The sequence below is a fragment of the Clostridium pacaense genome, assembly GCF_020709765.2.
GTDB lineage: Bacteria > Bacillota > Clostridia > Lachnospirales > Lachnospiraceae > Enterocloster > Enterocloster hominis.
In genome coordinates, this window is record NZ_JAJFEB020000005.1 from 205,563 (window position 1) to 221,011 (window position 15,449).

A 15,449-nucleotide genomic window follows, 5' to 3' on the forward strand; every position below is an offset into this window, starting at 1 on the left:
CATTTTACAGTACAATAATAATAACTCGTAAGAAGGAGGTAAATGCCATGAAAAAAAGGACATTTTTACTGGTCTTTCTGACAACCATCCTGTCCTTGGGCATCTTCATACCGGCTTATGGCGAAGAAACCCTTATTACTTCTGTTCCCTTATCCTTTTCCTGGGATAAGATACCGAAAGCCGGAGATTTGGTAGGAGAGGTATATGTCAATACCAACAGCAAGCAATTCACGGTGGAGGGGGCTTCCTATTATAAAAGAGATGATACGTGGGTTTTCGGTGAACGTCCGGTTGTGGAAGTAGAGTTATCCGCAAAGAGTGATTACCGCTTTACCAGCAACAGCAGGAAGTATTTCTCCCTTTTCGGCTGCGGGGCACAGTTTAAAAAGGCTTCCATAGATTCTGACGGCAACTCCCTTATCCTTCAGGTTACATTTCCCACCCTGGACAGCATGCTTCCCGCTTCCACTTCCGTCAGCTGGAGCAACAGCAACGCTGTATGGGATGAGGTGGAGGGTTCTAAGAGCTATGAAGTCCAGCTTTACCGGAACAACCGCCTGATGACCACCGTCAAGGCCCAGCATGACCGCTTTGATTTCCGTTCCTATATCAATCTGGAAGGTGATTATACATTCTGCGTCAGGGCATACGGCACCTACAAGTCGCAGGCCAGCCCCTGGTCTGAGAGATCTGAATCATACACCGTCACCAAGAAAGATGCCTGGTATTTTGATAACGGGACATGGAAGAGGGACCGGCTTGGACGCCGCTATGTCTATAAGAACAATGCATATCCCACCAATACATGGCGGTGCATCAATAATAAGTGGTATTACTTTAACTATGACGGCTATGTACAGACCAACTGCTATATTAAGTCAACGGAACTTGATTTCTATTACTGGCTTGGTCCTACCGGGGCCTGGGACACGGAAAAGGATACCTTCCACCCGGATATTGCAAAGTATGAAATCATTAAAGAGTGACGCCTAAGGTAAGTAAAGCATCCGAGGCATATTAAAGAAAAGCAGCCAGGAACATCCTTACAGAAGGATTTCCCTGGCTGCTTTTGTGTTAAGATGGATTGAACGGATAACCCGAAAAATGGATTTATGAACACCCATGTTACATATCATGTCACTGTGCCGGTATGCTTCCCGCCTGCTGCATCCTGGCTTCCAGGAATCCCTCCATCCCATCCCCGGGCAGCGGCTTTGAATAGTAATACCCCTGGATCTGTTCCACGCCCAGGTCAATGACCATCTGCTTCTGCTCTTCTGTCTCCACGCCCTCTGCCACCACGGACATGCCCAGGTCATTAAAGGCATGGACCAGATGTCTTATGGTCAATTCGGATTTCCTGTTGTCCATGGATGCCTGGACAAAACTCTTGTCCAGCTTAACCGTGCCAAAGGGAATCTGGATTACCGTTGCAATATTGGAATAACCGGTGCCGAAATCATCCAGACCCATCCGGATTCCATGTTTCTTCATCTCTATGGCAAAATCCGTCACCACCTGGGGATTCTCCGCCAGGGTACTTTCCGTAAACTCAATCTTCACAGCCCCCATGGGCGTCCCATTCCGCTTTATGATGTCCAGCACCTTCCTGGCCAGATCCGGCTGTGAGAACTGGATGGCGGAAAAGTTGACATGGATGGCTTCTATGGGAATCCCCTTTCCCAGCAGATGGTTGATATATCTGCACACAGTATCCAGTATCACATATGTAAGGTCGATAATAAGCCCGGTCTCCTCTGCAATGGGAATGAATTCAGACGGGTACACAGGGCCAATGGGCGTATGGTTCATACGCATCAGGGACTCGGCAAACCGGAAGTCCCCGGTATCCACAGAGTAGATGGGCTGATAGTACAGCTCTACCTTTTTTTCTGACAGCTGATCTTTTAATACCTGGATGATCTGCTTCCTGCGCTCCAGCTTGCCAAGCATCTCCTGGTCACAGTAGAGCACCTGTCCGTACCGCCCCGTCTTTGCCTGGTACACCGCATATTCAATGGCGCTGACCGCTGATTCCAGTGTATTCACATATTCGGAACGGCGGATGATCCCTATGACCGCAGGAAGGATGAATTGATAATCCCTGTTCTGCCAGGGCTGCGCCATGCGCGTCTGTATATCCCCCACACATTTCCTCACATGCCGCTCAAGCCTGTCCTCCTCATCGGTAAACAGCAATGCGAACTCATCGCCGCTGAAGCGGTATACATTGCCCTGGGGGCCAATCCCGCACAGGAAGCCGCACACTTCCTTCAGGAATTCATCCCCGCCGTGCTGTCCGCATACATTGTTGACCTGGCGGAAATCCCGGATGGAGACAACCATGAGCACAAAGTCTTTCTCAGGATGCTTTTTCAGCATTAGGTCCAGCATATTGAGAAGTTCCTGGCGGTTGGGCACATTGGTCAGATAATCCAGGGAAATCTGACGGTTCTGTAAATGGAGATAGATGATAAGCAGGGCGCAGGTTGCGGCTGAGCCTGAAAGGATGATTTCAGGATAGAGCTGCTGGAACAGGATTACCAGCACGGCCAGGACCGGGAAGGCGGCCAGGATACGGTAAATCTGACGGTCAATGTAAATCCTGTTCCTGACAGCCACCAGGATACAGCCCACACAGTAAGCATAAAAAACAAGATAGGTAAGGAGGATGCAGTTTCCCTGGGTATAGTTTCCTTCTGTAATACTGAACATACACCCTGTAAAGGGATTGGACAGAACCAGCAGGGCATAGAACACCGCCGGTATGACCCCGGCCAGGATCATGTTTTTTAACTGCGGCCTCTCCTCATAGATAATGGAGACAACATAAAGATAATACACCAGCCCCATCAAAGGGGTCAGGATAAAATAAACCGTGGTAACAGCCCAGGTGAGCAGGACCGGCACCCGGATATAATCATAGAGCATGAAGGTAGAAAGGATGTTGCTTGTCATGGCTGCAAAGGTCACGGTGAGACAGCCCTGGAACATCCTGTTCTTGAGGCTTGGAAGATGACTCCCTTTCCGCGAATATACCCATATGATTCCCAGGATAACTAATGATATTGTCTCAGGAGCTATGTTCCACCTCACTGTCCCCACCTGCCGTTTCCCACTTTTGTGTTCCTTTTATGTTCTATCATATACCCAAATTACATTTACAGCAATATCCAATTTAAAAAGAATATCTTGTAATATATTTCTGTTTGCAATATTTTTTAGATATTCTAAAAATTTTTGTTGATAAATTCTACTATATTTGTTACAATTCATGGAGAAGCAATCTACAATATCTACAAAAATCAGGAGGGTATTATGAAACAAATGTTATTTTTAGTCCCGTTGATAGGTCTTGCAGGCCTGTTGTTTGCTGTTTTTCTAAGGCTCTATGTAATCAGGCAGGACCCGGGCAATGACAAAATGAGGGAGATTGCAGATGCAATCGCAGAAGGCGCAAGAGCCTTCCTCACATCCGAGTACCGCATACTTGTTGTCTTTGTTGCCATCTTATTTGTTGTAATCGGGCTTGGGACCCGCAGCTGGGTAACCGCCGGATGTTTCCTGGTTGGAAGTATTTTCTCCACCATAGCAGGCTATCTGGGAATGAGCGCGGCTATCCGCGCCAACTGCCGTACCGCCAACGCGGCCCGTACCTCCGGTATGCGCCAGGCCCTGTCCCTTGCATTTTCCGGCGGCAGCGTCATGGGTATGGCGGTTGTGGGGCTTGGCCTTATGGGCGTGGGCGCGCTTTACATCATCACAAAGGATGTATCCGTCCTGTCCGGCTTCAGCCTGGGCGCATCATCCATCGCCCTGTTTGCCCGTGTGGGCGGAGGTATCTATACCAAGGCCGCTGATGTGGGCGCCGACCTGGTAGGTAAGGTAGAGGCAGGCATCCCCGAGGACGATCCCCGCAACCCGGCCGTCATTGCCGATAACGTGGGGGATAACGTAGGGGATGTGGCCGGAATGGGCGCTGACCTGTTTGAGTCTTATGTAGGTTCCCTGATTTCCGCCCTGACCCTTGGGCTTGTATTCTATCAGGAATCCGGCATCCTGTTCCCGCTGCTGCTTTCCGCATCCGGCATCGTGGCCTCCATCATCGGCGCCCTGCTGGTTAAGGCCATCGGCAACTCCGACCCGCACAAGGCGTTAAAAACCGGGGAATACAGCGCAACCGCACTGGTGGTCATCTGCGCACTGGTCCTCAGCCGTACCTTTTTCGGCAATTACCTTGCGGCCCTGACCATCATCACAGGACTGTTCGTAGGCGTATTAATCGGGTTTGTCACGGAAATCTACACCTCCGGTGATTACCGTTTTGTAAAGAAGGTGGCCGCGCAGTCCGAAACCGGTTCAGCCACCACCATCATCAGCGGCCTTGCAGTGGGCATGCAGTCAACGGCTGTCCCCATCCTTCTGGTGTGCATCGGCATCCTTATATCCAACCGCCTTATGGGACTTTACGGAATTGCCCTGGCAGCTGTGGGGATGCTTTCCACCACAGGAATCACGGTTGCCATTGACGCCTACGGACCCATTGCGGACAATGCAGGCGGAATCGCAGAGATGGCCGGACTGGACAAATCCGTGCGTGAAATCACCGATAAGCTGGATTCCGTGGGCAACACCACCGCTGCCATCGGTAAGGGGTTTGCCATCGGTTCTGCGGCGCTGACCGCCCTGGCCCTGTTTGTGTCCTATGCAGAGGCAGTGAAGCTTACCACCATAGATATCCTCAACGCCCATGTCATCATCGGCCTGTTTATCGGCGGCATGCTCACCTTCCTCTTCTCCGCCATGACCATGGAGTCCGTATCCAAGGCAGCCCATCAGATGATTGAGGAAGTACGCCGCCAGTTCAGGGAGGACTCCGGAATCCTGAAAGGGACTTCCAGACCGGATTACGCTTCCTGCGTATCCATTTCCACCAACGCGGCCTTAAAGGAAATGTTCCTGCCCGGACTCATGGCAGTGCTGGCGCCTCTGGCCACCGGACTGATCCTTGGCCCGGATGCCCTCGGCGGCCTGCTTACCGGAGCCCTTGTGACCGGTGTCCTGATGGCAATCTTCATGTCCAACTCAGGCGGGGCCTGGGATAATGCAAAGAAATACATCGAGGAAGGCAACCATGGAGGAAAAGGCAGCACTGCCCACAAGGCGGCCGTGGTGGGCGATACGGTAGGCGATCCCTTTAAGGATACCTCAGGCCCTTCCATCAACATACTGATTAAGCTTATGACCATTGTCTCCCTTGTATTTGCCCCAATGTTCCTGCAGTATGGGGGATTACTCTAAATCCTCCTGAACGGCCTTAAAAACAGACGGACGAAAGACACGTCCCTCAGGGAAAATAAGATTCAGCCGGAAAGATAAACCGGCAAAACGGGTTCCAGGCCAATACCGGCCGGAACCCGTTTTCTGTCATCCCTTCTCTTTTTTATTGTTTGGAAAGCCCGGCTCCATTGGTTCGGATGATTTCCTTGAACCAGTAAAAGGATTCCTTGGCATAGCGTTCCCCTGTCCCGCTTCCGTCGTCATCCTGGTCCACGTAGATGAAACCATAGCGCTTCTTCATCTCCCCTGTGGTGGCGGAAACCAGGTCAACAGGCCCCCACATCAGATAACCGAAGCATTCCACATCATCTTCCTCCACCGCCAGCCGCAGCTGCTCCAGATGAAGCTTCAGATACTCAATCCGATAGCTGTCATCCACGGTCTTGTCTTCCTTTAAGATATCCACTGCGCCTAACCCGTTCTCGGTGACAATCAGCGGCTTTCCGTATTTCCTGTATACTGCATTCAGGAGATAGCGCAGTCCTTTGGGGTCAATGGCCCAGCCCCACCTGCTCTGCTCCAGGTATGGGTTCTGTACGCCGCCAAACAGGGTTTCCTCACCGCTTTCCCCATCGTGGTGGCCCACGCTTGAGGAGTAGTAGTTTACACCGATGAAATCAATGGTTCCATTCTTAAAGCTTTCCGCGTCCTCCTCAACGCCTTCCGGCACAATGCCCATCTTCTCATATTCCTTCAGCTTGTAGCGCGGAAAGCATCCCATGCACATGGCGTCCACCTGATAGAAGTCCCTATACATCTCCCGGAAGGCCTGGAACGCATTCTCAGGCTTACAATTGTAGGCATAGACGGGCTGAAGCCCGAATACGCATCCTATCTGGTTTTCCGGGTCTATACGGTGCCCAAGCTCCACTGCCCTCACGCCTGCCGCCGTCATATTATACCCTACTGCCGCCAGTGTCCTGGCAGGATCCTCCATCTCTGAAAACTTCAGCCCCGCTATCATATAGGTAAAGATATCCGATGCTTCGGTCGCCGGGTCAATGTGGTTCATCTCATTGAATGTGACCCAGTACCTTACCTTTCCCTTCAGCGCCCGGAACATGGTCTCACAGTATCTCAGATAAAAACCAATCAGCTTCCTGTTGGTCCATGAACCGTACCCCGTCACCAGATGATACGGCATTTCAAAATGATACAGCGTCACAATGGGTTCAATCCCATTGGCAAGCAGTTCGTCCACCACATCCGCATAATAGCGGATACCTTCCTGATTCGGCTCTTCCTCATCCCCCATGGGATAGATTCTGGACCAGTCCACAGAGATGCGCAGGGCCTTAAATCCCATCTGCGAAAATAATCCGATATCCTCCCTGTAGCGGTGATAAAAATCAATTCCCCTGTGGGATGGATAATATTTCCCGTCCTCAATTTCCTTACAGATTTCCCTTGGGACTTCGTGGGAGCCGCTGGTCACCAGATCCATGATTGCAACTCCCTTTCCGCCCTCCTGCCATGCTCCCTCGCACTGATGGGCCGCAATGCTGCCTCCCCATAAAAAGTCATCTCTCATCCTTATCTGCTCCTTTAAACACTCTAAAATACAACACTCAGGCAATCTTCATCCAGACGGATGTTCTCACATACAGCGGGAATCACATCCAGGAAATGGGTTGTATTGGTGACAATGACCATGATGGTCGTGTCATAGCCCTCCCCTTCAATGGCTTTCATATCCGCTTCCACCAGAAGCTGTCCGCGCTCCACCCGCTGTCCCTGCTCTATATGGGCCGTAAAATGTTTTCCGTCCAGCTGCACCGTATCGATACCGATATGGATTAAAAGCTCCACGCCGGAATCGCTTTTGATTCCAATGGCATGTTTGGTTGGGAACAGGCATACCACCTCTCCGCTTACAGGCGCATAGACCTGGTTGCCCGAAGGTTTTATGGCTATCCCCTTTCCCATGGCCCCGCTGGAAAATGCCTTATCTTCCACCTGTGACAGCTGAACCACCTCACCTTCAGCCACTGCCATCAGTGGTTCCCTGTGGATATTCCCGCCGTCCGCGTTTCCTGCCTCCGGACCGTCCTCAGCTGATTCAGCCGGGGCCTGGCTGGCCGGCTGTTTTTTGCGGGCTTTTCCGAACCGGAACAAGGAGGTTCCTTCTTTCTGCGCCTCCCCTTCCGGCTGGCACAGGATAAAACCAGCAATGGCTGCAGCCACAAATCCAATGGCAACCGCTGCTATCATATAATAGAAATTATTGAAATCATTGACACCGATATAGGAAGGAAGGCCTGCCAGCCCCCATGCCATGGTATATGTCTTAACCCCCATCAGTCCTGCAAACAGTCCTCCCAGCCCTCCGCCGAATATGACAGCCAGGAACGGACGGCGGTATTTCACAAACACACCGAACACAGCCGGTTCCGTACAGCCTAAGATAGCCGAGAAGCTGACCGTGCCGAATAATTCTTTCTGTTTCGCATCCTTTGCACGGAGGAAATATCCAAACATGGCGCCTCCCACTGCAATGTCGGAGATGGTGCAGGCTGCCAGGAACAGGGGGTCGTATCCCATTTCCGCCAGGAAGGCCATGACCACCGGCATAATGAAGTTTCCGGCTCCCATCATGATCAAGAATGGCTGGATTGCCGCATAAAAAGCCACCACGCTCCAGTTGCCCAGGGTATTGGCCAGGAAGGTACATACAAAACTGATTCCCTCGCCGATCCAGGTTCCGATGGGCCCAAAGAACATCAGGGTAACGGGCAGGGTTATCACCAGGGTAAATACCGGAATCAGGAAATACTGCAGAAGGTTAGGTATGACCTTCTTAAGGAATGCCTGCACATATCCCATGAACCACACTGCCAGCAGGATTGGGATAAAGGAGCTGGAGTAGGTTATGGCCGGAAGGGGAATCCCGAATACGCTGAGTCCTTCCACCCCGTTAATGGAAGCAGAGAGCAGGGTTGCCGCCAATGCCACCGCAAGGTAGGGACTGGCGTTCAGGCGTTTGGCGCATGCCATGGCCATGAATACGGGGAGGAAGAAGAACACAGCCCCCCTGATGGAGTCCAGGACAATATAGGTGGGGCTGTCCGCCGACACCAGTCCCATCAGGGATACCAGGGACAGAAGGCCTGCCAGCATACCTGCCGCGATGATAGGTTCCAGTAGCGGTGTCATGGATTCCGATACCAGGTCAAGGGCCGCCTTAAACGGATTCTTCCTGGTCCTGGCCTGGGGTCCTGATGCCTCTGTGCTGATTCCCAGCATGGATATCAGTTCCTCATGCACCTCTGAAACATGGGTTCCGATGATGATCTGATATGCCACGTCATTGGACACCACGTCAATCACCCCGTCCATGGCCTTAATTTCTTCTGTTTTTGCCTTGCTCCGGTCCTTTAATGTAAAACGGAGCCTGGTCATGCAGTGCACGACCGCGCTGATATTATCCTTGCCGCCTACCAGGCGGATGATGTTTTCATTCATTGTCTGATATTTCATCAATCTTCCTCCTTCTTTTCATTTCTGTTCGTAACCCTGTGTATATGCAGGATAAGATATGTTTCCTCATCGATGGTCAGTTCCATCTTAAAATTTTCTTTAATGTACGCCCGGATTTTTACAGCGCACCCATATGCGGCAGGATACAGCATCCTGACCTGGGAATTCAGCGCCTTGTCATTATCCTCAAATACCTGTCCGGCCTGAAGCCGCTGTATGAAATACTGCAGATGGGTAATAAGGCGCATATAGTTCACAGATGACTCATCCAGACGTATATTATAGTGATACTGGATGATGGACAGGATATCCTTAAGGACCTGCATGGCCTCTATCGTCTCCTTCAGGTCCTTCCCCTCGGACTGCAGGTTGACGAAATGAAGTGCAATGGATACCGCCTCATCCTCAGGAAATTCCACATGGAACCGTTCGTTTAACAGCTCCAGCGCATGCAGGCCGATCTGGAAATGCCTGGGATAGAATTTCTTAACCTCCCAGGTCAGGGGGCTGCGGATAAACTGCCCTTTCCCCGCACGTTTCAGTGCAAAGTCAATATGATCCAATAAGGTCAGATATAAATAATCATTTGCCTTCTGCCCCAGCAGCAGCTCGCCCTGTGCAATGACATCATTGACAATGTTCAGATATTCCTCGTCCGTGTTGGCGAGCAGGTAGCTGAAGTGTTCCAGCATATCATTGGAGTCTAAAACATATGTTTTCTCGATTTCATTTTCTCCTATGGACTGGCCAGCCTTTTTTCTGAATGATATGCCTTTGGAGTAAACAATCAGTTCACTGCCCCCTTTTTTCACCACTGCAACATTATTATTTAAAATCTGACTTATCTTCACAATAAATCCTCCTTTCCAGAAAAAAAAACTCAAACTACACGGAAAATAAAAATTTTCAGTGTAATCTGAGTTCTGCCTGCGTACCAGTAACATACTCACTTCGTGACTCCCTAGTCACATAAGTTTTCTTTTCTAAGTTTTTCTCTGATTTTTATTCTATATAATAATTCTCACAATGTCAAGCCCTATTTTCATTTAAATTTATGGAATATTTACAGTACCTGGAAAGCTGGCTTAGGCAAGTCCGCCTGTCATTCATCAAATATGCTGACACTCTCCCCTTTCAGTATCCGGTTCATATTCTTAACCGCGCAGAAATTGCCGCACATGGAGCAGGTGTCCTCTTTCTCCGGCTTTGCGGACGCCCTGTACCTCCTGGCCTTTTCCGGGTCAATGGAAAGCTGGAACATGCGCTCCCAGTCCAGGTCCCTGCGTGCAGCGCTCATCTCATGATCCCACTGTGCGGCCCCTTTGACGCCCTTTGCAAGGTCCGCTGCATGGGCCGCAATCCTGGATGCCATGATTCCCTCCTTCACATCCTCCAGATCCGGCAGCCGCAGATGTTCCGCCGGGGTCACATAGCAGAGGAAGGACGCGCCGCTGGCAGCTGCCAATGCCCCTCCGATGGCAGCAGTTATATGGTCATATCCCGGCGCGATATCCGTGACCAGCGGACCCAGGACATAAAAGGGCGCGCCCTTGCAGATGGTCTGCTGTATCTTCATATTGGCCTCAATCTGGTTTAAAGGCATGTGCCCCGGTCCTTCGATGATGACCTGGACATTCTTATCCCACGCCCTCCTGGTAAGCTCCCCCAGCGTCACCAGTTCCTCTATCTGGGAAATGTCCGAGGCGTCCTCAATGCATCCGGGGCGGCAGGCATCCCCCAGGCTCAGTGTCACATCATACTCCTGGCAGATGTCCAGTATCTCATCAAAGTGTTCATAAAACGGGTTCTCCTGCCCTGTCATCTCCATCCATGCAAATATGATGGAACCGCCTCTTGATACAAGATTGGTCAGGCGTCCTGCCTGTTTAAAACGCTCTGCGGTCCGCCTGTTTATACCCACGTGGATGGTCTGGAAATCCACTCCGTCCTCCGCATGCATTTTCACGATATCTATCCATTCGCGGGAGGTGATATCCTTTAAGGGCTTGTGATAATACACCACGGCATCATAGATGGGCACCGTGCCTATGATGGCCGGGCATTCCCGGGTCAGCATCCTCCTAAAGGTGCGGGTATCCCCGAAGGAGCTTAAATCCATGATGGATTCCACTCCCATGCGGACTGCGTCATTGACCTTTAAAAGTTCCATATCCAGGTCCTTACAGTCCCTGGAGGTGCCCAGGTTAACATTGATTTTTGTCTTCAGCATGGAGCCGATTCCGTTTGGTTCAAGGCACCCATGGCGCCTGTTGGCAGGAATGGCCACCTTCCCTTCTGCCACCAGCCTCATCAGCTCTGCCGGTTCAAACTGTTCCTTTGCAGCCACCTTCCCAAGTTCCTTTGTCAGGATTCCCTTTCTGGCCGCATCCATCTGCGTTGTGTAGTTCATGTCTTTCCTCCTCTTCTTTTTGTGGTAAATAAAAATGGCCCACTCCGTCAAGGAATGGACCATGAATGAACTCATGCGCTGCATCTGCCGCGCAGATCAGATGCGCGGTTGATGTACTTCCATATTTTCCCTACGTTGGCATTATCCAAATCAGGTATAATAGGTCGAAGTTCGATTACTTCCTCTCAGCCTGCTTCACAAGCTCCCTGTTGTGGTTGTATCATATAAAAATCTTATTATATCCGTATCATCAGTTTATTCGGTATTGTTTTAAATGTCAAGCTTTAAATTTCAGCCTTTAAATGTCAGCCTTATTCTGCTCCCGCCTGGAGGGCAGACGGTGCTTCTCCCCCCACTCGCACATCATGTCCAGGATGGGAATCAGTGATTTGCCCCGTTCCGTCAGGCTGTATTCCACCTTAGGCGGTATCTGTGGATACTCTTCGCGGTGTACCAGCTGGTCGCCCTCCAGTTCCTTCAGCGTGACGCTGAGCGTCTTGTATGAGATTTCCCCAATGTACTTTTTCATCTCATTGAACCGCACCACCCCAAATTCCATAAGGGTGTAGAGGATTGTCATCTTATATTTGCCGTTTATAAGGGACAGGGTATAGCTGAATCCTGTCTCCCCAAGGCTGGCCTGTGATATGGAGCATTTTCCCATCTTACACTCTCCTTCAGGTAAGTACCATACTTCTATGTTAGTACCGCACCTTGATGTTCGTACTTGTAATTTATAATGATACTGTTAAAATTATAATATGTCTAAAAAGAAAAGTCAATCACGGAGCGTAATCATATAATGGATAAAACATGCAATAAAAAACAGACCGGGTCATGTACCGGCTCATGCTGTGCACAGACCTGCAGCTATCAGGTTTCGGGGAATACGGCCCTGTCCATGGATTGGGGCGGCAATGCCCCAAGCATCATCCGCAGCACCCCTATTGAGTTCAGGGAACTGTCCATCGCGGACCGTTCATGGATGGCCCCCATCCTGGCGGCCGAGGACAGCCTGGCATCCGATGGATGCTTTGGGACGTTCTTTCTCTGGGGAAGGGCGTATGGAATGACTGCGGCAGACCTGGGGAGCCGGATGATTGCCAGGTACCAAACGGAGGATGGACTGTTCTTCTCCTATCCTGCCGGCAGCGGAACACTAAAACCTGCCATCACCCAGATGAAGCGGCTGGCGGAACAGCTGGGACAGCCCCTTTTAATCAAGGGCGTGACCGAGGCGCAGAAGCAATGCCTCCTGACGGAATTCCCCACACAGTTCCGGTTTGAGGGACTTCGGGATAGTGCGGATTATATCTATGAGGCAGGAACCCTGGCCAGTCTTGGAGGGAAAAAGCTGCATAATAAACGGAACCACTGCAACCGCTTTGAACAGGAATGTCCGGACTGGCACTTTGAAGTGCTGGGACAGGAACATATAAACTCCTGCCTTGCCCTTCTGCAAAGCTGGGAAGAAAATCATGAAGGGCTTGAAAGCGGTATGCCGGAAGCGGAAAAGGAGGCCATCCTCACGGCCTTTAAACATTATGATGCCCTGGGGCTTACAGGCGGCGTCCTCTATGCCGGGGACCGGCTGCTGGCCTTTACCTTTGGTGAGCCGGTAGGCGGACATGGGTTTGATGTAAGGTTCGAGAAAGCCGATATCACGGTCCACGGCACATACCAGATGATTAACCGTGAATTTGTCCGCCATCTGCTTAAGGTCTATCCTGAACTGCACTATATTAACCGTGAGGAAGATATGGGGATGGAGAATCTGAGGAAGGCAAAGGAATCCTACTATCCTGCATTTATGCTGGATAAATATGCGGCCCGCTGGGAATAAGCGGACCGCTTCCTGTTTCAATTAATCCTGTTTCATGTAATCCGGCTTCCTTTCATCCGGCTTCCTTTCATCTGGCTTCCTTTCATCCGGCTTCATCCCCCCTGTTTTTTCCCTTTCCCATCCGCCTCCAGTATCCCTCTCCTGATTGCCTCAAATGCAATGGGCGCATATCCAATCCGCTCCACACAGGCACAGAAACTCCGTTCAGACACATCCGCATACATGGGGTTGTTGTGGACATGACCGAATATATTGGCATAGGGACTGTATATATTCACATACATGGGTTGATGGGATAGTATATAGAATTCATCTAAGACAACGGGAAGGAAACTCACCTCGCCGAATCCCATATCCATCCACCTTCGGCTGTCAAAATCCCTGTCATGGTTCCCTGCTATCAGGATCTTATGTCCATTCAGCCTTCCCAGTATGGCCGTTATCTCCCCTGCGTCCATACCGCAGGCAAAATCGCCCAGATGATAGACCGTATCTTCCGCCCCAACCACACGGTTCCAGTTTTCAATCATCTGCTCATTCATCTCATGGCCATCCTTAAAGGGTCTTCCCTCATATTTCAGTATTGCGCCTGCATCGCCAAAATGGGTGTCTGATATCATATAAATATTTCCCATAAAATCCTCCTGGTTGCCTTTTGCATTTTTTGTATATTTATATTATTTTATTTAATATCATGTTCATTTGATATGATTCATTTTACCACACCACCATGGCAAATCACAGGCCCATCGCAAATATTTAGGACTTAAAACATTTAGGATTGTTTCAATCCACGCTCGGTATATTGTCGAAGTGCGACTGCATCCTACGTAGATGCGTGGTTGACCTCATGGCAGTGGGGGATACCGATTACTCTCCGCCCACCACTGTCGTTAAGTTTGTTTTTGGCAATTCATCTCACCACCTTAGAGGATGGGAGAATCCTTGCTAATATTTGTTGAAAGGATTTACCGGATTCCGCCTGTCATCCGTCCACTCCCCAGAACACGGAATCCGTATAGAACATGCCGTCTTCAATTACCATTCCGGTGAGCCGGTACCCAAATACGCACCCTGTATCCATGCAGATGGTTCCCCAGGAAGGCAGCATCTGCGGTTTCCTGTCCTCAATGACTTCTGTATGTCCTTTGCCATCCAGATAAACAGGGTCAATCACGGGTGTATGCCCCACGATGGCAATTTTCCCGCTGTACCCATTCCCCTCAGCACTGTCCCTGTCCCATAGAAGGATATCAGCAGTGTTTTCCGCCATCCTGTCTGTCCTCACCCCTGCATGGGCGCAGATGAAATCCTTTGTCTCAAAGTACAGCTGCATACGTCCGAACCAATTGATATGGCGTGCATAATCATGTCTGTGTTTTTTGAAGGATCTTACAGTCTCCACACCCCCATTCATAAACCACATCTGCCGGCTGAACATGTCATCCACGGAATCCATCAGCATCTGCTCATGGTTCCCACGGATCAGGACGCAGCGTTCCCCCATATCGGATTTCAGCGTCCTGACATAATCAAATACCTCATAAACCTGATTTCCCCTGTCAATCAGATCCCCAAGACAGATCAGTCTGTCCGTATCTTGCCTGAACTTAAGTTTTTTAAGCAGCGCCAGCAGTTCGCTGTGGCATCCGTGGATATCTGCAACGATTATGGTCCTCATACATGCCTCCAGTCTTATTCCCCTATGATCATATCTGAAACCAACCTTCCTTCTGAGTTAGGATCTATCTAAACGGGAAAAATCGCCGGGCAAAGCCGGGCGGAGAATGAGGATTGATTTTTAAAATCACACAAATCAGAAATTAGTAGATGTATAATATAGTCTCATCTTTATCAAAAGCCGTCGGTATACAATCTATCAAATTTTCCACTCTTTCTTTCATATACTCCCGATTACTATCTAGCAGGTTAATTTCAACCCAGCGTTTTATTAACTCTAACTCATATAAGACAGCAGGCACCTGACTTTTACCAAACTGGCTATTTTCTTTAAATATTTCTGCATTGGTGTCTTTAATCGCCTTCTCCCAAAACTCATTAAAAAACTGTGTGGTCGCAATATTAATGGTTAAATCAATGGAACCATCTATATTTCCTTCCCTATTAACACTAATCGCCATCTTTGTTTTCCTCCGCATACAGCGCTGAAATTAAACACTCCTATATATTTTAATCCTCCCTGGCAAATCACTTCTGTACCCGTATTCCCCTGAATTAGCCATATAAAAATATCACCTGACCTATTCTATTTTCAATAGGATCGGCACTATAACCATTCCAGATAGCTTTTATCCTGAAACCTTTGGAAATTTGATTTCAGATATAATCCCACATCGGTATTCCCTAATAAAAGCCAAT

The 15,449-nt window shown here is 49.7% G+C and carries 12 protein-coding genes and 1 riboswitch; of the genes, 3 read left to right on the top strand and 9 right to left on the bottom strand.

The annotated features are described in order from the left end of the window. Positions 1-47 precede the first annotated feature (47 nt). Positions 48-986, top strand: coding sequence for a hypothetical protein (locus LK536_RS40865; RefSeq protein ID WP_227795946.1), 939 nt, complete (start codon positions 48-50; stop codon positions 984-986). A gap of 151 nt (positions 987-1,137) precedes the next feature. On the opposite strand, the gene LK536_RS40870 is transcribed toward LK536_RS40865, so the two are convergent. Continuing rightward, positions 1,138-3,096, bottom strand: coding sequence for an EAL domain-containing protein (locus LK536_RS40870; RefSeq protein WP_227795945.1), 1,959 nt, complete (start codon positions 3,094-3,096; stop codon positions 1,138-1,140). Positions 3,097-3,318: 222 nt separating this feature from the next. On the opposite strand from LK536_RS40870, the gene LK536_RS40875 reads away from it, so the two are divergent. Next, the gene (locus tag LK536_RS40875) at positions 3,319-5,301 is read left to right on the top strand and encodes a sodium-translocating pyrophosphatase (protein WP_227795944.1); all 1,983 of its coding nucleotides are present in this window, start codon (positions 3,319-3,321) and stop codon (positions 5,299-5,301) included. Positions 5,302-5,443: 142 nt separating this feature from the next. On the opposite strand, the gene LK536_RS40880 is transcribed toward LK536_RS40875, so the two are convergent. The 5 genes from LK536_RS40880 to LK536_RS40900 form a co-directional block, all read right to left on the bottom strand. Next, the gene (locus LK536_RS40880; protein ID WP_235712139.1) at positions 5,444-6,871 is read right to left on the bottom strand and encodes a family 1 glycosylhydrolase; all 1,428 of its coding nucleotides are present in this window, start codon (positions 6,869-6,871) and stop codon (positions 5,444-5,446) included. 23 nt (positions 6,872-6,894) lie between these two features. Continuing rightward, a complete protein-coding gene (locus LK536_RS40885) occupies positions 6,895-8,817 on the bottom strand; it encodes a beta-glucoside-specific PTS transporter subunit IIABC (protein WP_227795943.1) in 1,923 nt (640 codons plus the stop codon). Beyond that, positions 8,817-9,668, bottom strand: a complete 852-nt coding sequence (gene licT / locus LK536_RS40890) for a BglG family transcription antiterminator LicT (protein ID WP_008716990.1) — start codon at positions 9,666-9,668, stop codon at positions 8,817-8,819. Before licT ends, LK536_RS40885 begins: the two co-directional genes overlap by 1 nt. 251 nt (positions 9,669-9,919) lie before the next feature. After that, entirely contained in the window at positions 9,920-11,227 is a 1,308-nt protein-coding gene (gene thiC / locus LK536_RS40895) for a phosphomethylpyrimidine synthase ThiC (RefSeq protein WP_227795942.1), read from the bottom strand. 108 nt (positions 11,228-11,335) lie between these two features. Further along, positions 11,336-11,446, bottom strand: a riboswitch (TPP riboswitch). Between the two features lie 79 nt (positions 11,447-11,525). Then, complete coding sequence (locus tag LK536_RS40900; protein WP_008716993.1) at positions 11,526-11,891, bottom strand: winged helix-turn-helix transcriptional regulator; 366 nt, start codon at positions 11,889-11,891, stop codon at positions 11,526-11,528. Positions 11,892-12,029: 138 nt separating this feature from the next. Here LK536_RS40900 and LK536_RS40905 point away from each other — a divergent pair, with 138 nt between their 5' ends. Beyond that, positions 12,030-13,070: a DUF2156 domain-containing protein gene (locus tag LK536_RS40905; protein ID WP_227795941.1), complete on the top strand. Its 1,041-nt coding sequence runs from the start codon at positions 12,030-12,032 to the stop codon at positions 13,068-13,070. Between the two features lie 92 nt (positions 13,071-13,162). Here LK536_RS40905 and LK536_RS40910 read toward each other — a convergent pair whose 3' ends face one another. From LK536_RS40910 to LK536_RS40920, 3 genes are all read right to left on the bottom strand, one after another. Continuing rightward, entirely contained in the window at positions 13,163-13,705 is a 543-nt protein-coding gene (locus tag LK536_RS40910; protein ID WP_008716998.1) for a metallophosphoesterase, read from the bottom strand. A gap of 350 nt (positions 13,706-14,055) precedes the next feature. Beyond that, positions 14,056-14,751 carry a metallophosphoesterase gene (locus LK536_RS40915; protein WP_227795940.1) on the bottom strand — a complete coding sequence of 232 codons (696 nt, stop codon included), beginning with the start codon at positions 14,749-14,751 and terminating at the stop codon, positions 14,056-14,058. 142 nt (positions 14,752-14,893) lie between these two features. Beyond that, complete coding sequence (locus tag LK536_RS40920; RefSeq protein ID WP_227795939.1) at positions 14,894-15,211, bottom strand: hypothetical protein; 318 nt, start codon at positions 15,209-15,211, stop codon at positions 14,894-14,896. Between the last annotated feature and the right edge of the window lie 238 nt (positions 15,212-15,449).